The organism is Clostridium celatum DSM 1785 (assembly GCF_000320405.1).
Lineage (GTDB): Bacteria > Bacillota > Clostridia > Clostridiales > Clostridiaceae > Clostridium > Clostridium celatum.
This window is the reverse complement of sequence record NZ_KB291624.1, coordinates 1-22,233: the sequence shown is the minus strand read 5'-3', so window position 1 is coordinate 22,233 and position 22,233 is coordinate 1. Positions and strand designations below refer to the sequence as shown.

10 protein-coding genes and 3 pseudogenes are annotated in these 22,233 nt (G+C 29.5%); all 13 read left to right on the top strand.

Annotation, left to right across the window (positions count from 1 at the left end; all coding sequences use genetic code 11):
• The first annotated feature begins 312 nt into the window (after positions 1–312).
• The 13 genes and pseudogenes from uvrA (at position 313) to rlmD (ending at position 21,808) form a co-directional block, all read left to right on the top strand.
• Positions 313–3,138: an excinuclease ABC subunit UvrA gene (gene uvrA / locus HMPREF0216_RS05495; RefSeq protein ID WP_005212194.1), complete on the top strand. Its 2,826-nt coding sequence runs from the start codon at positions 313–315 to the stop codon at positions 3,136–3,138.
• A 77-nt stretch (positions 3,139–3,215) separates the two neighbouring features.
• A complete protein-coding gene (locus HMPREF0216_RS05490; RefSeq protein ID WP_005212192.1) occupies positions 3,216–3,665 on the top strand; it encodes an FHA domain-containing protein in 450 nt (149 codons plus the stop codon).
• 85 nt (positions 3,666–3,750) lie between these two features.
• Positions 3,751–4,970, top strand: a pseudogene (locus HMPREF0216_RS05485) (FtsW/RodA/SpoVE family cell cycle protein).
• Between the two features lie 3 nt (positions 4,971–4,973).
• On the top strand, positions 4,974–6,527 hold the full coding sequence (locus HMPREF0216_RS05480; RefSeq protein WP_005212186.1) for a peptidoglycan D,D-transpeptidase FtsI family protein: 1,554 nt from the start codon (positions 4,974–4,976) through the stop codon (positions 6,525–6,527).
• Between the two features lie 168 nt (positions 6,528–6,695).
• Positions 6,696–8,563, top strand: a pseudogene (gene uvrC / locus HMPREF0216_RS05475) (excinuclease ABC subunit UvrC).
• 80 nt (positions 8,564–8,643) lie between these two features.
• Complete coding sequence (gene murB / locus HMPREF0216_RS05470) at positions 8,644–9,558, top strand: UDP-N-acetylmuramate dehydrogenase (RefSeq protein ID WP_005212180.1); 915 nt, start codon at positions 8,644–8,646, stop codon at positions 9,556–9,558.
• Between the two features lie 170 nt (positions 9,559–9,728).
• Positions 9,729–10,613: an RNase adapter RapZ gene (gene rapZ / locus HMPREF0216_RS05465; protein ID WP_005212178.1), complete on the top strand. Its 885-nt coding sequence runs from the start codon at positions 9,729–9,731 to the stop codon at positions 10,611–10,613.
• On the top strand, positions 10,607–11,935 hold the full coding sequence (gene yvcK, locus HMPREF0216_RS05460; RefSeq protein ID WP_040419061.1) for a uridine diphosphate-N-acetylglucosamine-binding protein YvcK: 1,329 nt from the start codon (positions 10,607–10,609) through the stop codon (positions 11,933–11,935). Before rapZ ends, yvcK begins: the two co-directional genes overlap by 7 nt.
• Positions 11,936–12,360: 425 nt before the next feature.
• Positions 12,361–13,312 (top strand): annotated as a pseudogene (whiA, locus tag HMPREF0216_RS05455) (DNA-binding protein WhiA).
• 91 nt (positions 13,313–13,403) lie between these two features.
• Positions 13,404–16,958, top strand: a complete 3,555-nt coding sequence (locus HMPREF0216_RS05450) for a DNA polymerase III subunit alpha (protein ID WP_040419059.1) — start codon at positions 13,404–13,406, stop codon at positions 16,956–16,958.
• Positions 16,959–17,463: 505 nt separating this feature from the next.
• Positions 17,464–18,423 carry a 6-phosphofructokinase gene (gene pfkA / locus HMPREF0216_RS05445; RefSeq protein ID WP_005212150.1) on the top strand — a complete coding sequence of 320 codons (960 nt, stop codon included), beginning with the start codon at positions 17,464–17,466 and terminating at the stop codon, positions 18,421–18,423.
• Between the two features lie 87 nt (positions 18,424–18,510).
• Positions 18,511–19,923, top strand: a complete 1,413-nt coding sequence (gene pyk, locus HMPREF0216_RS05440) for a pyruvate kinase (RefSeq protein ID WP_005212148.1) — start codon at positions 18,511–18,513, stop codon at positions 19,921–19,923.
• Positions 19,924–20,437: 514 nt separating this feature from the next.
• Positions 20,438–21,808: a 23S rRNA (uracil(1939)-C(5))-methyltransferase RlmD gene (rlmD, locus tag HMPREF0216_RS05435; RefSeq protein ID WP_040419056.1), complete on the top strand. Its 1,371-nt coding sequence runs from the start codon at positions 20,438–20,440 to the stop codon at positions 21,806–21,808.
• Positions 21,809–22,233: the final 425 nt, after the last annotated feature.

Sequence of the window (22,233 nt, the reverse complement as noted above, 5' to 3'; positions counted from 1 at the left end):
CCTATGAGATAGAATGTTAAAAACTATCTTATAGGTTTTTTTATGTTTAAAACTAATTAGTTTTTATTAAAATTAGTTATATTTAAAGGTTAAATGTAAAGAATGCTAAAATTTAATTGACAATAAAAAATAACAAATCTAAAATGAAATAAAGAATATTTGTTCGAGAGTAAATTAAACTCTTTCTGATAAAAATATAATAATAGAAGTTAAGGAAATGATTATTTAAATGGAAAGAATTTATGTGTAATTAAAGTTTTTATTTAGGCATAACTATCATTTTAAATTTATCATTTACTAGAGGGGTATAAAATGAAAGATAAAATTATAGTAAAAGGTGCTAGAGTACATAATTTAAAAAATGTATCTTTAGAAATACCAAGGGATAAGTTAATAGTTTTTACAGGGTTATCAGGTTCAGGGAAATCTTCTTTAGCTTTTGATACTTTATATGCAGAAGGTCAAAGAAGATACGTTGAATCTTTATCAGCATATGCAAGACAATTTTTAGGCCAAATGGATAAGCCAGACGTTGATTATATAGAAGGTTTATCACCAGCTATATCTATAGATCAAAAAACTACAAGTAAAAATCCAAGATCTACAGTAGGAACAATAACAGAAATATATGATTATTTAAGATTATTATACGCAAGAGTAGGTATTCCACATTGTCCTAAGTGTGGAAAGGTTATAAGTAAGCAATCAGTTGACCAAATAGTAGATCAAGTAATGTCTCTTGGGGATAGAACTAAAATACAAGTTTTAGCTCCAATTATAAGAGGAAAAAAGGGACTTCATGAAAAGGTATTAGAAAATATCAAGAAAAGCGGATATGTAAGAGCTAGAGTTGATGGCGAGATATATGAACTTTCGGAAGATGAAATAAAATTAGAAAAAAATAAAAAACATAATATAGAAGCAGTTGTTGACAGACTTATTATAAAAGAAGGAATAGAAGGTAGATTAAGTGAGTCCTTAGAAGCAGCTTTAAAGTTAGCAGAAGGATTGGTTATTATAAATGTAATTGGAGAACGAGATATTTTACTTAGTGAAAATTTTGCTTGTCCTGATTGTGGAATAAGTATACAAGAATTTGAGCCAAGAATGTTTTCTTTTAATGCTCCTTTTGGAAAATGTGAAAAATGTGATGGATTAGGAACATTAATGGAGATAGATCCAGATTTGGTTATTCCCAACAAAGAATTAAGTGTTATGGAAGGTGCTATATCTACTTGGGGTGAAGGAAGATTAAAAGAAGATTCATGGACATATGCCATATTAAAAGCCATGAGCGAAGAATATGATTTAGATTTAAATAGACCTATAAAGGAATTATCTAAGGAACATGTAGATTTATTACTTTATGGAACTAAAGGACATAAATTAACAGTTACATATACTAAAGAAGGTGTAACAGCTAAATATCTTTATTCTTATGATGGAGAAATAAATTCACTTCAAAGAAGATATATAGAAACAAATTCTGATGTATTAAAAGGTGAAATTGAGCAATATATGAGTAATAAATACTGTCCAAAATGTAAGGGGGCTAGACTTAATAATGAAGTATTAGCTGTTACAGTTGGAGATAAAAATATATATGAATTTACTCAAATGCCAATTAGGGAAGAGTTAGAGTTTATTAACTCAATAGAGTTTAGCGAAAAAGATAGAATAATAAGTGATCAAATAATAAAAGAGATTAAAAGTAGATTACAATTTTTAGTTAACGTAGGTTTAGATTATTTAAATCTTTCAAGAAGCTCAGGGACTTTATCTGGTGGAGAAGCACAAAGAATTAGACTTGCAACTCAAATTGGCTCTGCATTAATGGGAGTTTTATATATATTAGATGAGCCTAGTATTGGATTACATCAAAGAGATAATGACAAATTAATACAAACATTAAAGAACTTAAGAGATGTAGGAAATACTGTTATTGTTGTAGAACATGACGAAGATACAATGAAAGAGGCGGATTTTATTGTAGATATTGGTCCAAGAGCAGGGGAACATGGAGGACAAATAATTGCAGCAGGTACTGTTGATGAAATTATGGCTTGTAAGGAATCCAAAACTGGTCAGTACTTAACTGGTGAAAAGGAAGTTAAGATTCCTGAAGTAAGAAGGGAAGGAAATGGAAACTTTATTACAGTAGTTGGAGCTAAAGAAAATAATCTTAAGAATTTAACAGTTAAATTCCCATTAGGGATGTTAACAATGGTCACAGGGGTATCAGGTTCAGGTAAGAGTACATTAGTTAACGAAATTCTTTATAAAGGATTAAATAAAATAGTAAATAGAAGTAAAAATCCAACAGGTGAATATAAAGAAATTACAGGATATGAAAATATAGATAAGATAATTGATATTGATCAAAGTCCTATAGGTAGAACACCACGTTCAAATCCAGCAACTTATACAGGAACTTTTGATATTATAAGAGAGTTATTTGCTCAAACGCCAGAAGCTAAGATGAGGGGATATAAACCAGGAAGATTTAGCTTTAATGTTAAAGGTGGAAGATGTGAAGCTTGTTCTGGAGATGGAATTATAAGAATTGAAATGCAATTCCTTTCAGATGTTTATGTGCCTTGTGAAGTATGTAAAGGTAAGAGATATAACAGAGAGACATTAGAAGTAAAGTATAAGGGTAAAAATATTGATGATGTCTTAAATATGACAGTTGAAGAAGCATTAGAGTTCTTTGAAAATATTCCAAGAATAAAAAATAAACTTCAAACTTTAAATGATGTTGGTCTTGGATATATTAGATTAGGTCAACCATCTACACAACTATCAGGAGGGGAAGCTCAAAGAATTAAATTAGCATTTGAATTATCTAAGAGAAGCACAGGAAAAACATTGTATATTTTAGATGAGCCAACAACAGGACTTCATGTTGATGATGTTAATAGATTAGTTGAAATACTTCAAAGATTAGTTGATGCAGGAAATAGTGTAGTTGTTATAGAACATAATTTAGATATGATTAAGTGTGCTGATTATATAATTGATCTAGGTCCTGAAGGCGGAGATAAAGGTGGTACATTAGTAGCTCAAGGAAGGCCGGAAGATATAATAAAGAAAGAAAAGTCTTACACAGGTAAATATCTTAAGAAACTTTTAAGTTAATATGCTATGACTTGTTATTTTTTAGAAATAGATTTAATATATAATGGAGGATATTAGTTAAATTTTGAGGTGAAAATATGAATATTACCAAGTTAATGACTTTTATAGGTGGAATACTTTTTATTATAATATTATATTTAATAATATATTATTCATTAAAAATAATGTATAAAGATGTTAAAACCGGCGGAAAAACTAAAGGTAACAATTCAGATAGAGTATATGGGCTTGAAGTTATTGAGGCAGGAGTTAATTCAACTCTTGAACAAGGATCAGTTATACCTATAAGAGGAAATGTTACTTTAGGAAGAAAGCAAGATAACATAATTATTTTTACAGAACCTTTTGTATCAGGAAATCATGGAAAAATATATGTAAAGAATAATAGTTTATATATAGAAGATTTAAATAGTACTAATGGAATATATGTAAATGATCAAAAAATTGAGGAACAATTTAAACTTATGGCTGATGATGAAATTAAAATAGGAAGTGCTGTTTTTAAAGTATTAAGATCAGGTAAGTAACATTTTAAATCTTTAATTTAGTTAGTTTAGATTACATCTTTAACAATATGAAAAGGTGTTTCATTTAAATAATAGAGGTGAATTTATGAAGGCATTAAAGCAAGAAAAAAGATTATTAAGAATGATATATTTGCTATGCTTATTACTTTTCACTGTTTTAGGCTTTATAGAAAAGCCTTTTGATAAATTTGCAATAATTATGGGAGTAGTCTTATGTGTTTTAATAGGCTATTCCCACTTTGTAATTAGAAGATTTTTTCCAGATGGGGACAAATTCATATTAAATTTTGCAAGTGTATTAGCAGTAGTAGGAATAGCAACGTTATATAGGATAGATAAAATAACCGCAATTAAACAGTTAATTTGGGTTACAGTTGGAATTGTTGGTTACATATTAATAGTAGTTATATTGCCAGATTTGAAGAGTTTTGCAAAGTATAGAAAGCAATTTATGATAGTTACAATTGTAATAATGCCACTTGCACTGATATTTGGTAGCACATTTGGAGGAGCAAAGAACTGGATTGCAATTGGTCCATTTATGCTTCAACCATCAGAATTTGGTAAAATAGCTCTAGTTTTATATTTAGCTTCAGCACTACAACATATGAAAATAAACAGAATTTTAAAGAGGATTTTAAGCAATTATTAGAACCAGCATTAGTAGCGATATTTTCTTTAGGTTGTATGGTATTACAAGCAGATTTAGGTACCACTTTAATATTTTTTGGTATTTCAATAACATTATTATATGTTGCAACTTCAAAGAAAAAGTATGTGTTTACAGCTTTAGGATTATCAGTAATAGGAGCTATAGGGGGATATTTAGTATTTCCACATGTTCAAAGAAGAGTTATGATTTGGAAAAACTTGTGGGAATATAAATATGATGAATCACTTCAAATAGTTCAAGGTTTATATGGAATTTCTGCTGGTGGATTTACTGGAACAGGATTAGGGCAAGGATATATAGATAGTTTACCAGTAAGTGATAGTGATATGATTTATGCAGTAATATGCCAAGAGTTTGGGATAATATTTGCAATAGGAATAATGATAATATACTTCTTATTGTTCTATAGAGGAATAAGAGCAGCATTTATAACTAATGATAAATATTCACAGTTAATAGCAGTAGGATTTAGTACTATGATAGCTTGTCAAACATTAGTTATTATAGGTGGAATATTCTCAGTTATACCATTAACAGGTATAACTCTACCAATAATAAGTTATGGTGGATCATCAGTACTAACAATATTCTTTGCGTTAGGAATATTACAAAAGATTTCGGAGGAGGCATAGGATATGAATGATTTAGCTAAGAGGGTAAAAAATGTAATGACAATTTTTCTTTTTTGCTTTATAGCATTGATATCCTATATAGCATATTTTCAAATTTTTAAAGCGCCAGAAATAAATGCAATGCCAGGAAATACTATAGTTATGGCAAAGCAAAATGAAGTTTTAAGAGGAACTATATATGATAGAAATGGAGAAGCACTTACAGCAAGTGAAAAAACAAGTGAAACAACTCAAGATAGAACCTATCTTCAGGGAGATTTATTTGTTCATCCTTTAGGTTATGTAAGTTCAATATATGGAATAACAGGATTAGAAGAAGAGTATAATGATGAACTTACTAACTACAATATGTTTGGAAATAATTTTAGAAACTTTTTATCTAGTATAGATATTAAAGGACTTATATCAAATATTAAAAGCGATAAAGAGTCTACAGGAAGTGTTAATTTTAAAGAAAACTTCAATGAATTTATTAGTGAAATTAAATTTAATGAAATATTAGGTGAATCAGATAAAGTAGGAAATGGTGTAGTCACAACATTAGATACTACCTTACAAAGAGTTGCATATGATGCACTAGGAGATAATAGGGGTGCAGTAGTTGCAATAAACCCTAAAACTGGAGAGATATTAGCAATGGTATCAAAACCAAGTTACAATCCTAATGATTTAGATAGTGCAATGGAAGCAGCAAATGCAGGTAGTGCTGATGATACGCCATTAATAAATAGAGCTATAGATGGTATATATCCACCAGGTTCAGTATTTAAAACAGTAACATTAACAAGTGCTTTAGAAAATATACCTGGAGTTACAGAAGAAATATTCCATGATACAGGAAAAATTGAATTTGAAGATGGAACAACTTTAAATAATTATGCTTATCAAGCACATGGAGATATTGATTTAAAGTATGCATATAGAGTTTCAAGTAATTTTGTTTTTGGAACATTAGCAATGGAACTTGGAAATGATAAGTTAAAGGCAACTGCAGAGGATTTTGGATTTAACTCAGTAATTAGAGGACCAGGAGTAACTATATCTGCTAGTACATTTCCAACTTTAAATAGCTCAGAACTTGGTAATATGGCACAAAGTGGTATAGGTCAAGGTGCTGTTTTAGCAACTCCTATGCAAATGGCATTAGTAGCAGCAACAGTAGGAAATGATGGAGTTTTAATGACACCTAAATTAGTTAATTCTGTTGTTGATAAAGATAAAAATACTATTAAAACAGTAGATAGCAAAGAATTAAGGCAAGTTATGTCTGTAGAGGATGCACAAACAGTTCAAAGTTATATGAAATATTTAATTGATAATAATTTATGGAGATGGCCTGCATTTGAAGGAACTAATGCTGGTGGAAAAACAGGTACTGCAGATTATACATTAGAAGATGGAACTGAAGCAGTACCACATGGATGGTTTATTTCAGTAGCACCTATGGATGATCCACAAATAGCAGTAGCTGTCATAGTTGAAAATGGTGAAAGTGGAGCAGGATCAGCAGCCATAATAGCAAGTCAAGTAGTAAGGCAAGCAGTTTTAGGATACTAGAAGTAGTTAGATGTTAAGAGTTAGTGGTTAGGAATTGATGATAAAACTATGTACTTAAATTAAAAAAATATATATTTTAAAGTTAAAAAAGTTAATTTCATTCCTTAAACTACTAACTTCCTAGCTTCCTAGCTAGAAATCTAAACTATATAAAACGGAGGTGTTTTTATTTTTGATTTTGAGTATCATTTAAAGAATTTACCAGATAAGCCTGGTGTTTATTTAATGAAGAATTCTTTAGGTGAAGTAATTTATGTTGGAAAAGCTAAAATTTTAAAGAATCGTGTTAAAAGTTATTTTCAAAATGCGAAAAAGCACTCTGAAAAAGTTAGAGTTATGGTGAAAAATATTGCTGAATTTGAGTATATAGTTACTGATTCTGAAATGGAAGCATTAATATTAGAGTGTAATTTAATAAAGAAATATAGTCCCAAATATAATATACTATTAAAGGATGATAAATTTTATCCTTTTATAAAGATAACAATAAAGGATGATTTTCCTAGAGTTTTTGTAACGAGAAATTATGCTAAGGATGGTAGCAAATATTTTGGCCCATATACAAATGGGACAGCCGTTTACGAAACTATAAATTTAATAAACAAGATTTTTCCATTAAGAACTTGCAAATTAGCTATAAGAGAAAATGGTGAGAAGGTAAGGCCTTGCTTAAATTACCATATAAAAAAATGTTTAGGACCATGTGGTGGGCATGTATCAAAAGAACAATACGGAAAGATGATAAGTGATATTATAGACATACTTAGTGGAAAAGATACGTACATAACTAAAATGCTAAAAGCCGATATGGAAAAAGCAGCAGAAGAATTAGAATTTGAAAAGGCAGCGGCCTTAAGAGATAAAATACTATCAATAGAAGCTATAGTGGAGAAACAAAAGATATTTAAAACTATGGAAGGTGATGAGGATTTTATCAATATTGATTTTGATGAAAAAGATAGTTGTATTCAAGTATTTTTCTCAAGAGATGGAAAAGTAATTGGTAGAGAACATTTTATATTTGAAAATACTGCAAATGAGTCTATTGAAGAAATGCTTGAGGAATTTATAACATCATTTTATGGAGGCACTGCTAAAGTACCTAAAACTATATATGTACCAGCGATTTCTGATAATGACTTAATAGAGGAATATTTAACAATTAAAAGAGGGTCAAAGGTTTGGGTAAAAGTTCCTCAAAAAGGTCAAAAGAAAGAAATGCTAGAAATGGTTAAGAGCAATGCAAAAATAACTTTAGAAAAATTTAAAGATAAATTCTTTAAGGAAAAAGAGATTAATAGAGTATCTTTAGAAGAACTTCAAAATCTATTGGATTTAGAAGAATGGCCTACTAGAATAGAGGCATATGATATTTCAAATATTCAAGGCGTTGATTCTGTTGGAACACAATGATAGTATTTGAAGAAGGAAGAGCTAAAAATAGTGATTACAGAAGATTTAGAATCAAAACTGTAAAGGGTGCTAATGATTATGAGAGTATGAGAGAAATACTTACTAGAAGATTTAATCATGGTTTAGAGGAAATAAAAGCTATTCAAGAGAGGGAACTAAAATTCTCCGCAGGAAAATTTTCGAACTTTCCAGATTTAATAATGATGGATGGTGGAAAAGGACAGATTAATGTTGCATTAGAGGTTCTACAAAGCTTAAATATAGACATACCTGTATGTGGTCTTGTTAAAGATGATAAGCACCAAACAAGGGGGATTATATATAATAATAAAGAGTTAATTATTAATAGAAGTTCTAATTTAATGCAACTTATAAGAAGAATCCAAGATGAGGTGCATAGATTTGCAATAACATATCATAGAAGTTTAAGAGATAAAAGAACATTACATTCCATATTAGATGACATACCTTATGTTGGAGAAAAAAGACGAAGAGCTTTGCTTTTAAAGTTTGGTAGTGTAGATAATATAAAGAAAGCTACAATAGAAGAATTATTGGAAACACCATCAATAGATAAAAAATCGGCAGAAAGTATTTTTATTTACTTTAATGGCAATAATTAAAATAAATTCACTTGTTTAATAGCATAAATTAATTTATACTATTAAACTATAAAATAATTTGTAGTTTAAGGAGCTTATTAATGAATAAATACAGTAAATTTATAGGTTTATTTAATGAATTTTACAATGAAACAGATGTTAAAATAGATGAAAAGTTAAGTGGATATGTTAATTTTAAAGTTGGAGGACCAGCAGACATATTATTGATTCCTGAAAATGAAGAACAAGTATTAAAGAGCATTAATATTTGTAAAGAAAATAACATTCCATTTTATGTTATAGGTAACGGTTCTAATATATTAGTTAGAGATGGTGGATTTAGAGGTGTAGTTATATCATTAAAGAAGGTTAATAATATAACAGTAAAAGATGATAAAATAATAGCTGAATGTGGTGCTATGTTAAAGGCTGTTTCAGATAAAGCAATGGAAAATTCACTAACAGGATTTGAATTTGCTTGTGGAATTCCAGGGACTATAGGTGGTGCTGTATTTATGAATGCAGGAGCTTACGATGGAGAAATATCTCATGTAATTGAGAGTGCAGATGTAATAAATGAAGACGGAAAAGTAGTTACTCTTACAAAAGATGAGTTAGATTTTGGATATAGATCATCACTAGTGATGAAAAAAGGATATGTAGTATTATCTGCCACTTTTGCTTTAAAAAAAGGTACAGTTAAAACTATTAAAGAGTTAATTGATGATTTAACAAATAAGAGAGAGTCAAAACAACCACTTGAGTATCCATCAGCAGGAAGTACATTTAAGAGACCTACAGGTTACTTTGCAGGAAAACTTATACAAGATGCTGGATTAAAAGGTTATTCTATAGGTGGAGCAGCTGTTTCAGAAAAGCATTCTGGATTTGTTATAAATAAAGGAAATGCTACAGCTAAAGATATTACAGATTTAATAAAATACATTCAAGATGAAGTAAAAAGACAATTTGGTGTAGATCTTCATCCTGAAGTTAGAATAATAGGTGAAGAATAAAAAGTTGCTATTTAGCAACTTTTTTCATTTATTATTTGAAGAATATTGATAATAAGAAATTAGTAATAATAAAATATAAAATTTTAGGTTTTAGATAAGCATTTAGAAATAAGTAGTATGTTATAATGAAGTTATACTAGCAGTAAAAAACAGGATTTTGGAGGTATTAGATGAGATTTATTATAGTAACAGGATTATCAGGTGCAGGTAAGTCAGAAGCTACTAAAAGCTTAGAAGATATGGGGTATTTTTGTGTAGATAATTTACCACCAACTTTAATAACAAAATTTGCTGAAGCTTGCAGTCAAAGCGCTGGTAAAATAGACAAGGTTGCTTTAGTTATAGATATTAGAGGGGGAGTTTTCTTTAATGATTTATTCCAAAGTTTAAAGGAGTTATCTAAAGAACAATTTAAATATGAAATTCTATTTTTAGATGCAAGTGATGAAGTTCTTGTAAAAAGATTTAAAGAAAAGAGAAGAAGTCATCCGTTAGCTGGAAATGGTAGAGTTATAAAGGGAATTGAACTTGAAAGAGAAAAATTAAGAGAAGTAAAGGAAAATGCAGATATAATAATAGATACATCAAAATATAAAATTGGTGATTTAAGAGAAGAAATGACTAAAAGATTTGGTGATGAAATCATTCCAGAAAAACAAATGGCAATTACTGTGTTAAGTTTTGGTTTTAAGTATGGAATACCAGTAGATTCAGATTTAGTTTTTGATGTTAGATTTATACCAAATCCATTCTATATACCAGAATTAAAGCCTTTTTCAGGTTTAGATAAGCCTGTTAATGATTATGTATTAGAACAAGAAGAAACTATAGAATTCTTAGAAAAACTAAATGGCATGTTAGATTTCTTAATACCTAATTATAAAAAGGAAGGTAAGAGACAACTTATAGTTGCTATTGGATGTACAGGCGGTAGACATAGATCTGTAGCTATAGCTAATGAAATTTACAAAAGTTTACACGAGAAAAATTATAATGTATATATAGAGCATAGAGATATAAAAGAGGATGTTCATAAAGGGGATAAGAAATTATGATAATGGATTTTTTGATGAAACCAGGTATAAAAATTAAAAGATGGTTATTTACTGGTTTTATTGGATTAGTAATTTTGATATTTGGAATAATTAGATTAATTTCAAGTGTTGATAATACTTTAAGCCGAAAGGTTTTTAGTTTGTTTTTAACAATATTAGGAATTGTAATAATGGTTATTTCACTTTCTGAAATTATTAAATCTTCAATAGCATTAATTAATAGTGAAAAGGTTAAAATTACAATTAGCAATAAGAATATTGAAGAGTTAGTTGATGAAAAAAGAGTTCATGTCAATGGACCTAAGGTGGTAGTTATAGGTGGGGGAACTGGGCTTTCTACTATGCTTAGAGGACTTAAGCTTTACACAGATAATATAACAGCAATAGTAACTGTTGGTGATGATGGTGGTGGTTCAGGAAAGCTTAGGGCTGACCTTGGTATGCTTCCACCAGGGGATATACGTAACTGTATATTAGCTTTAGCAGATACTGAACCAATAATGGAGGATTTACTAAAATATAGATTTACAGAGGGAACGTTAAAAGGTCAAAACTTTGGTAATTTATTTTTAGCAGCAATGGCTGGAATAAGTGAGAATTTTGAAGATGCAGTACAAAAGATGAGTTCAGTACTTGCAGTAACAGGAAAGGTATTACCTGTTACTTTAGATGATATGAAATTAATAGCAGAGCTTGAAAATGGTAATATTATAGAAGGTGAGTCAATAATACCTAGTGAGGCTTTAAAACAAAATAGTAGAATAAAGACTCTTAAAATTAATCCAGAAAAAGCGAAACCGTTAGTAGATGCATTAATGGCTATAGAAGATGCCGATGCAATTATTATGGGGCCTGGAAGTCTTTATACTAGTATAATTCCTAATCTTTTAGTTGAAGATATTGTAGAAAGTATAGGAAGAAGTAATGCTATTAAAATTTATGTTTCTAATGTTATGACTCAACCAGGCGAAACAGATGATTTTACAGTATCAGATCATATTAAAACATTAATGAAATATAGTGGAAAAGACAGTGTGCAATATGTAATTGCTAATAATGGAACTATACCTAAAGATATTGAAGAAAGATATAAAAATGAAGGTTCAAAATTAGTGCAATTAGATTATGAAGAAATAGACAAATTAGGTGTTGAGGTTATAGAAACAGATTTAGTTAAAATAACAAAAGGATACGTAAAACACGATTCAAAGCATTTAGCACAAATATTAATGACTACTATCTTAGATAAGAAATTACTTTATGATAGAAAGAAAATAATTGAGTATATGTACGTATCAAAGAAGATATCAAAGAAAAAATAGAACTTTTATTGCAAATAAAAATTAAATGAAAAAGTATTGATATAATATTTTAGCAATAATTTTATATTTAGTTTAAGGAAGATTGATTAAGTTTTTAGTCATTTTATCGATTGAGTTGGCTATTAATTCAATTTTTCTTTTACTAAGTATTAAATTAGAATTTAGCATATATGTTGCGTTGATTTATATCAATATTTTTCAAATTTAAATTTAAATTTTGAGGAAAAGTTATTTAAGATAATGGTATTGATATAGTGATATAAAAATGAAATATAGATATTAATATTTATATAAAAATGAGTGTTTGAAATTTAGTTATTAATATAATAGTATTTATTAAAGTTTCCAATATTATAGTATGACACATACGGCACAGTTTATGATATAATGAAATATATTATTTAAGTAGTGAGGAGAATTAGTAAATGTCGTTTTCAGCGAAAGTAAAGGGAGAAATATGTAGGTACATAGACATATCTAAAGAGGAAGCTTTAGCAGAGCTTTCAGCAATAATGAAGGGTAGTGGAACTATAGGGTTTAGTGGGAAAGGTCTTAGCTTTAGAATAACAACGGAAAATCCAGCTTCAGCAAGACATATCTTCACTATATTAAAGGAACACTTTGATATACATTCAAAAATTAATGGTTAAGAAGAGTAATTCGTTAAAGAAGAATAATATATATATGGTTTTAATAGAAGAGGAAATGGGCGTTAGGGATTTATTAACAGAAACAGGAATATTTAAAGAAATTGATGGAGTATTAACTCTTGATTATAAAATAGATCCAGAAATGGTTAGGACAGAAGAATGCAAAAAAGCATATATTAGAGGTGCGTTTATAGGGGGAGGAAGTATTACTAATCCTGAAAAAACATATCATTTAGAATTTGTAACTCATAGTGAGGAGTATGCAATTGATTTGTGTAAACTTATCAATTCTTTTGGGTTAAACTCTAAAGTTATTCAAAGAAAAAATAGCTTTATAATATATATAAAAGAAGGTGAGCAAATAGTTGACCTTTTAAACATTGTTGGTGCTCATACGTCATTACTGGAACTTGAAAATATAAGAATAATGAAGGAAATGAGAAATAATGTAAATAGACTTGTTAATTGTGAAACGGCTAATCTTAGTAAAACAGTAAATGCAGCAGTAAGACAAGTTGAAAGTATAAAGCTTATTCAAAGTACCATAGGACTTAAAAGATTACCTAAAAATCTTCAAGAAGTTGCAGAACTTAGATTAAGTTATCCAGACGAATCACTTAAGGAATTAGGTGAAATGCTAGATCCACCAGTAGGTAAATCCGGAATAAATCATAGATTAAGAAAAATAGAAAAAATAGCAGAAGAAATTAGAAGTGGAAATTATTAATTTATTAATAGTGAAAAGATAAAAAGGAAAATCTTTAAATAGCTTTAATTTTTAGCTTTTCACTTTTAGTTTTCCAAAGGGGGTGTTTTTATTGAAAAATAAGGAGTTTTGTCATCTCCATTTGCATACAGAATATAGTTTGCTTGATAGTTCTGCTAAGATAAAAAAAGTTATTAGTAGAGCTAAAGAGCTTGGGATGAAAAGTATAGCAATTACTGATCATGGTGTTATGTATGGATGTGTAGCTTTTTATAAAGAGGCTATAGAACAAGGAATTAAACCTATACTTGGTTGTGAAGTTTATGTTGCGGGCAAGTCTATGGACATTAAAATCAATGATAAAGATAATGGTACATATCATTTAGTTTTATTAGTAAAGAATGAAGTTGGATATAAGAATTTAATGGAAATAGTATCAGCAGCATCTATTGATGGTTTTTATTATAAACCGAGAGTTGACCATGAGTTTTTAAGAAAACATAGTGAAGGGTTAATAGCTTTAAGTGCTTGTCTTGGTGGAGAAGTTCAAAAAAATTTATTAAATGAGAATTACGAAAAAGCTAAAGAAGTAGCTCTTATGTATAGAGACATATTTAAAGATGGCTTTTATTTAGAAATACAAGATCATGGAATGGAAGAGCAAAGAAAGGTTACAGAAGGAAACATTAAGTTATCTAGAGAAACGGGTATACCTTTAATTGCAACAAATGATGTTCACTATATAAAGCAAGAAGATTCAACGGCTCATGATATTCTTATGTGTATTCAAACTGGTAAAACTGTAGATGATGAAAATAGAAGAAGATATCCTTCAAATCAATTCTATTTAAAATCACCAGAAGAAATGTGGGATATGTTTTCTTACGTTCCAGAAGCATTAGAAAACACAGTTAAGATTGCAGAAGAGTGTAATTTTGATTATGAATTCCATGTATCTAAGTTACCTAATTTCCCTGTTCCAGAGGAGTATAAAACTCATTTTGATTACTTAGAAGAAGTTTGTTTTGATGGACTTGTAGAAAGATACGATGTATTTGATGAGTTTAGGGGGAAGCCTATAGATGTTAGTGCAATAAATGAGTTTAGTAAAAGTAATGAAGAAGCAAAATGTTATGTTGATAGACTTAATTATGAGCTTGGAGTAATTAATCAAATGGGATATGTTGATTATTTCTTGATTACATGGGATTTTATTAAATACTCAAATGATCATGGAATACCAACAGGACCAGGTAGAGGATCTGCTGCAGGTTCAATTGTTGCTTATACTCTTGGAATAACAAAAATTAACCCAATAAAATATAGTTTGCTATTTGAACGTTTCCTTAATCCAGAACGTGTGAGTATGCCTGATATAGATTCGGATTTTTGTTATGAAAGAAGACAAGAAGTAATTGACTATGTTGTTGATAAGTATGGAGTAAAAAATGTATCACAGATAATTACATTTGGTACAATGGCAGCTAGATTATGTTTAAGAGATGTAGGAAGGGCTATGAATTATTCTTATGCAGAAGTTGATAGAATAGCTAAGATGATTCCTACAATGCTTGGAATAACTATAGAAAAGGCATTAGATTTAAATCCAGAACTTAAGGCAGCATATGAAAGTGAAGATAGAGTAAAAACACTAATTGATGTTAGTAGAACTTTAGAGGGGTTACCTAGACATTCATCAACTCATGCTGCAGGTGTAGTTATAGCATCTAAGCCATTAGTTGAATATGTACCACTTCAAAGAAATGAAGACATGATAGTAACTCAATTTGATATGACAACATTAGAAGAACTTGGTCTTCTAAAGATGGATTTCCTTGGACTTAGAACTTTAACAGTTATGAGTGATGCTGTTAAGATGATTAAAGAAAATCGCGGAGTAGATATTGATTTAGATAAGATAGATTTTGAAGATAAAAATGTTTATAACATGATTGGTGAAGGAAAGACTGCTGGTGTATTCCAATTAGAATCTCCAGGAATGACATCATTCATGAAAGAATTAAAACCTGACTGCTTAGAAGATATTATAGCCGGTATATCTCTATATAGACCAGGTCCAATGTCAGAAATTCCAAGATATATAGAAGGTAAAAGAAATAAAGACAGTGTGCATTATGAGACACCAGAACTGGAAAGTATACTAGATGTTACATATGGAGTAATGGTATATCAAGAGCAGGTAATGCAAATAGTTAGAGATCTAGGAGGATACTCACTAGGTAGAAGTGATATGGTTAGAAGAGCCATGTCAAAGAAAAAGCACAGCGTTATGGAGCAAGAAAGAAAGAATTTTATTTATGGAATAGTTGATGAAAATGGCAATGTAGAAGTTCCAGGTTGCTTGAGAAATGGTATAAGTGAAAAAGCGGCTAATGAAATTTTCGACCAAATGATGGACTTTGCTTCATATGCATTTAATAAGAGTCATGCTGCAGCATATGCAGTAATAGGATATCAAACAGCATATTTAATGCATTACTATCCAGTTGAAACTATAGCAGCAATGGTTAATTCTGTTATGGGTATAAATGAGAAGGTAGCACATTATATAAAATTTGCAGAAAGCTTAGGAATACAAGTGTTACCACCAGATATAAATGAAAGTTACTCAAAGTTCACAGTTAAAGATGATAGTATTAGATTTGGTCTTGCAGCAATAAAAAATGTTGGTGTAAATGTTGTTGAAGGAATTGTAGCAGCTAGAAAAGAAAAAGGTAATTTTGAATCATTAGTTGATTTTATAAACAAAATAGATTTATCAACTATAAATAAGAGAGCAGTAGAAAGCTTAATTAAAGCAGGAGCTTTTGATGAATTTAAAGTGTTTAGATCTAAGCTTTTAGCTGTCTATGAAAAGCTTATGGATAGTATATCAAATGAAAAGAAAAGAAATATAGATGGACAAATTAGTCTTTTTGGAATGGCTGAGGAAAGTATTAAAGCACCGGAAGTAAAATATCCAGATATTAAAGAGTTTGCTAAAAATAATTTATTATCAATGGAAAAAGAAATGACTGGGCTTTATATAACTGGTCATCCTTTAGATGAATATGAAAAGAGCTTAAAGGTAATGACATCAACAACAGTAGAAACTATTTTTAATTCCTATGAAGCTATAATGGATGGATTAGGTGATGATGAATATTTAATTCAAGATAATCAAAGAGTTGTTTTAGGTGGAATACTGGCTGAAGTAAATCAAAAAGTAACTAGAAATAATTCTATGATGGCATTTTTAAAGTTAGAAGATTTAAGTGGTGTTATTGAGGTTGTTGTGTTTCCTAAGACACTAGATAAAGTTAGAAATTTAATAACTTTAGACTCTATGGTAATAATAAAAGGTAGAGTTAGTATTAAGGAAGATGAAGAGCCAAAGCTTATATGTGAAAGTATTGAGCCTCTAGAAAAAGTAAATAGTGAAAAACTTTATTTAAGAGTAGAAAGCTTAGAAAAAGCTAAAGAAATTAAACCGCAGTTAGTGCAGATAGTGAATGAATATAGAGGAAATACACCTATATATGTATTTACAGCAAAAGATAGAAAGAATTATCGTATGCCAAAAGAAATGTGGGTTGATTTAAATAGTGATGTAGTTATTGAATTAATAAAAAGCTTTGGAGAAGAGAATGTTAAAATTGTGGAATAGATAATAATGCATAATTTTAATAAATATGAAAATTAGAAAAAATATTTATAAAGTTCTTAGCAATAAACTTTGCTAAGAACTTTATTTTTTTAATTTTGTGAAAAATTACAATATAAAATATATTATAAATTTTATAAAATAAAAGAGGAAAGATTTTTTAATAAAAAATAGAAAAATATTTATTATTTCAAGTGAATTTTAGTTAATTTTACTTAAAAGCTATAAATTTGATATTATGTATAAATGAAAACAGTCTATAAAAGAATTTGGCAAGCGTATATAATATATATTTTCAATAAATATAGGGTATAATATACACATAATAATTTAAATAATCGATAAATTTAGACAATTTGATGTTTATTTTAGTTGCATTACTTTCAGTTTACAAGTAAAATAAATAAGGTGGTAAAAAGTTTAATAATAAACAATGTAAGAATAATAAGGAATATTTCAAAGTGTGTGGACATGCAGAGTCCTTAGTAGTATCGAGGAGGAATATTTTATGAAAAAAATAGCTGTTTTAACAAGTGGTGGAGATGCTCCAGGAATGAATGCTGCAATAAGAGCAGTAGTAAGAACTGCAATACATAACGGTATTGAAGTTATGGGAGTACAAAGAGGATATGCTGGATTAATTAATGGTGAGTTATTCCCAATGAATAGATCATCAGTTTCAGATATAATTCAAAGAGGCGGTACAATTTTAAGAACTGCTAGATGTTTAGAATTTAAACAAGAAGAAGTAAGAAAAGAAGCTGCACAAATACTTGCAGATAATGGTGTAGATGCTTTAGTAGTTATCGGTGGAGATGGATCTTTCACTGGTGCTAAATTATTATCAAAACTAGGAGTTAAAACAATAGGTTTACCTGGTACTATAGATAATGATTTAACTTACACTGATTATACAATAGGATTTGACACAGCATTAAATACTGTAGTTGATGCTATAGATAAAATTAGAGATACATCAACTTCTCACGAAAGAGTATCTATTGTAGAAGTTATGGGTAGAAACTGTGGAGATATCGCTCTTCACACAGGTGTTGCATGTGGAGCTGAATACATAATTACACCTGAAAAAGGATATGACAAAGATGAATTATGTAAAGTTATCCTAGAAGGTAAGAAATCAGGAAAAATGCATAACCTAGTTTTACTTGCTGAAGGTGTTGGTGGCGCTTCAGAATTAGCTAAATACGTAGAAGCTCAAACAGGAATTGAAACTAGAGCAACTGTTTTAGGTCACATCCAAAGAGGTGGAAGCCCAAGTGCTTTTGATAGAGTTTTAGCTTCAAGAATGGGTTCAAAAGCAATTGAACTATTAATGGAAGGTAAGACTTCAAGAGTTGTTGGAATTAAAGACAACGAAATATTTGACCAAGACATAGATGAAGCTTTAGCATTAGATAGAAAATTTGATGAAAAATTATATGAAATTTCAGAAGAAATTTCTAAATAATTAAATTCTAATTTGTAAATTAGATTAATATACTAATAATTTTATTTTAAATACATTATGATTTTAGAGATTAAAGGAGAGTTTTAAATGAGAAAGACAAAGATCATTTGCACTATCGGTCCAGCTAGTGAAAACCCAGAAATATTATCACAAATAATAGAAGCAGGAATGAATGTTTCAAGACACAACTTCTCTCACGGAGATCATGAAGAACATGCAGCAAGAATAAACTTAGTTAAAGAATTAGCTAAGAAGCACAACAAAGAAATAGCTGTTATGTTAGATACAAAAGGACCAGAAATCAGAACTGGTAAATTTGAACCTAAGAAGGTTGAATTACAAGCAGGAGCTAAATTCACTGTTCATGCAGGTGGAGATGTTGTTGGTAACACTGAAGAGTGTTCAGTAACTTATGCTGGATTAGCTAATGATGTTAAACCAGGAGATACTATCCTTATCGATGACGGTTTAGTAGGATTAACAGTTGAATCTATAGAAGGAAACAAGATTCACTGTACAGTTCAAAACACAGGATTTGTTGCAACTCACAAAGGAGTTAACGTTCCAGGAGTTTCAATCAAATTACCAGCTTTAACTGAAAAAGATATAGCTGACTTAAAATTCGGTTGTGAAATCGGAGTTAACGCTGTTGCTGCATCATTCATAAGAAAAGCTTCAGACGTTGAAACTATAAGACAAATATTAAATGAAAATGGTGGAGAACACATCATGATCATTTCTAAGATAGAAAACCAAGAAGGTGTTGATAATATAGATGCTATATTAGAAGCTTCAGACGGTTTAATGGTTGCTAGAGGAGATTTAGGAGTTGAAATTCCATTCGAAAAGTTACCAGCTGTTCAAAAGATGATGATCGAAAAATGTAATGCTGCTGGAAAGCCAGTTGTTACTGCAACTCAAATGTTAGATTCAATGATGAGAAACCCAAGACCAACAAGAGCAGAAGTTTCTGACGTTGCTAACGCTATATTAGATGGAACAGATGCAATCATGTTATCTGGTGAATCAGCTAACGGAGATTGGCCAGTAGAATCAGTTCAAACTATGGCTAAGATAGCTGTTGAAACTGAAAAGAAATTAAGCTACGAAACTGCTGTTTCTAAAGCTAAATCTCACACTCCAGCTATATCAGGAGTTATATCAAGAGCTGCTTGCAATGCCGCTAACGAATTAAAAGCTGCTGCAATAGTTTCTTCAACTAAGAGTGGATCAACTGCTAAGAGAATTTCTCAATGCAGACCAGATTGTCCAATCGTAGCTGTAACTCCATGTGAAAAAGTTGCTAAGAGCTTAGCATTTAGCTTTGGAGTATATCCAGTTGTTGCTGAAGATCAAAATTCAACAGATGCTATGATGGCTAACGCTACTAAATTAGCTGTTGAAAATGGATTTGCTAAGGCTGGAGACACAGTTGTAATAGCCGCTGGATTAGACAAAGTTGGATCAACAAACCTTTTAAAAGTAAGCGTAGTTGAATAATTAACATAAAATAAGAAGTGTAATTTTACACTTCTTATTTTTTTATATTATGAATACTAAAAAAATAGAATTTTAACTTTCTAAAAATTAAAGTTATATAGTTATATAGTGAGTTTTACACAAGAAAATGAATAAAAAAATTCATGATATTTATAAAATACAAAGAAAAATGCAAGAAAGACTAGCAAAAATGGCTATTTTCATAAAAAGTTAACAAAAAGTTAACAATTGCTATTGCAATTTTAGGGTATAATTGATAATATCATAGAAGTTCGAAAGAATTAAAATGGTAAAGGCAACTGATTCATTACTTGGCACCGAAAGGTGTCTTTTTTTTTGAATAATAAACATACTAGAGTAGATATTATGAGATGAATTTAGCTATAAGTGATTAATATAAATCTTCTAAATTTGAAGATAAACTAAATTATTTCTTAATTTACTTTTATTATGTTATAATTTAATATACTTAAGGATAAACAGAACAAATTTAATTAAGTGATAGGTGATAGATTTGGTAGAAAAGAATAAAGAGTACATAGTAGATATAGTTTCTCAAGGATATGAAGGAGAAGGTATAGCTAAAATAAATGATAGTTATCCTATATTTATAGAAGGAGCATTAAAAGGCGAAAAAGTAAATGTTAGAATAGTAAAAGTTAAGAAGAATTTTGCTTATGGAAAGCTTATTAATATAATAGAACCTTCAGTTGAAAGATGTGAAACTAGTTGTAAAATACATAATAGATGTGGTGGATGTAAATTACAGCATTCAAAATATAATGAACAATTAAACTTTAAATTTGAGAGAGTTAAGGATTGTATAAGTAAAATAGGAAAATTAGATTCAAGCTTAGTTAAATTTCCATTAGGTATGGAAGAACCATGGAGATACAGAAATAAAGTTCAATTACCTATAGGATTAGTTAATGGAGAGTTAAAGATAGGTTTCTTTGCGCCAAGAAGTCATGAAATAATTGATATGGAAACATGTCTAATTCAAGATGAAATAGCAGATAAGGTAGTTGAATTAACAAGAGAATGGATAAAAAAATATAATATAAAACCATACAATATAGATGGAAATTATGATGAAACAGGAATTGTTAGACATATAATGATAAGACGTGGCTTTACTAGTAATGAAGTTATGGTAGTATTAGTGACAAATGGTGAAAATCTACCTTATAAACAGGAATTTATAAATTTAATAGTAGATAATATACCAGGAATTAAAAGTGTAATTCAAAATGTTAATTCTAAGCCTACTAATGTTATATTAGGTGAGAAGTGTATAACACTATGGGGTGAGCCAACTATAAGTGATTATATAGATAAATTTAGATTCAATATTTCACCATTATCATTCTTCCAAGTAAATCCTATTCAAACTGAAGTTTTATATGGCAAGGCTTTAGAGTATGCAGGACTTACTGGAGATGAAACTGTATTTGATGCATATTGTGGTACTGGAACTATTACATTATTCTTATCACAAAAGGCTAAAAAGGTTTATGGAGTAGAAATTATTCCACAAGCTATTGAAAATGCAAATATAAATGCTAGAGAAAACAATGTAGATAATGTAGAGTTCTTTGTTGGTGAATCAGAAGTTGTTATTCCAGATTTAATAAATAGCGGAGTAAAAGCTGATGTAGTAGTTGTAGATCCACCTAGAAAGGGCTGTGATATTAAATTATTAAATGCAATAACTAATATAGATGCAGAAAGAATAGTATATGTGAGCTGTGATCCAAGCACATTAGCTAGAGATTTAGCTATATTAGAGGAAAATGGATACAAAACAATAGAAGTTCAGCCAGTAGACATGTTCCCACATACCGCTCATATTGAGAACGTAGCTTTACTTATCAAGGAGAGATAGCGACGAAGATAAGTATTTAGCACGTTCCATACAAGGGATGTCAAAGAGCGAACAAAGTGAGTGAGTTGATACATTCTACTGCTGAGAACGTAGCTTTACTTATCAGGGAGAGAGAGCGACGAAGATAAGTATTTAGCACGTTCCATACAAGGGATGTCAAAGAGCGAACAAAGTGAGTGAGTTGATACATCCTACTGCTGAGAACGTAGCTTTACTTATCAAGGAGACATTAAATTTTTAGTGAAATCATAGATTGAGCTTAGAATTTAAGTCCTCATTTCGTAGAGTAAGCGGAGAAATGTGTACATTAAACAATAGTAAGTATTTAGTAAATTTTTTAAGTAACCAATAGAGAATAAAAATATTTTAAAATACACATAATAATATTATGTGTATTTTCAGTTTGTTGAAAAACCCCCTGTTTA

Excerpts from the sequence above, each read along its gene's own strand:
- uvrA (WP_005212194.1), top strand. The coding sequence starts at position 313 with ATGAAAGATAAAATTATAGTAAAAGGTGCTAGAGTACATAATTTAAAA.
- HMPREF0216_RS05490 (WP_005212192.1), top strand. The coding sequence starts at position 3,216 with ATGAATATTACCAAGTTAATGACTTTTATAGGTGGAATACTTTTTATT.
- HMPREF0216_RS05480 (WP_005212186.1), top strand. The coding sequence starts at position 4,974 with ATGAATGATTTAGCTAAGAGGGTAAAAAATGTAATGACAATTTTTCTT.
- murB (WP_005212180.1), top strand. The coding sequence starts at position 8,644 with ATGAATAAATACAGTAAATTTATAGGTTTATTTAATGAATTTTACAAT.
- rapZ (WP_005212178.1), top strand. The coding sequence starts at position 9,729 with ATGAGATTTATTATAGTAACAGGATTATCAGGTGCAGGTAAGTCAGAA.
- pfkA (WP_005212150.1), top strand. The coding sequence starts at position 17,464 with ATGAAAAAAATAGCTGTTTTAACAAGTGGTGGAGATGCTCCAGGAATG.
- pyk (WP_005212148.1), top strand. The coding sequence starts at position 18,511 with ATGAGAAAGACAAAGATCATTTGCACTATCGGTCCAGCTAGTGAAAAC.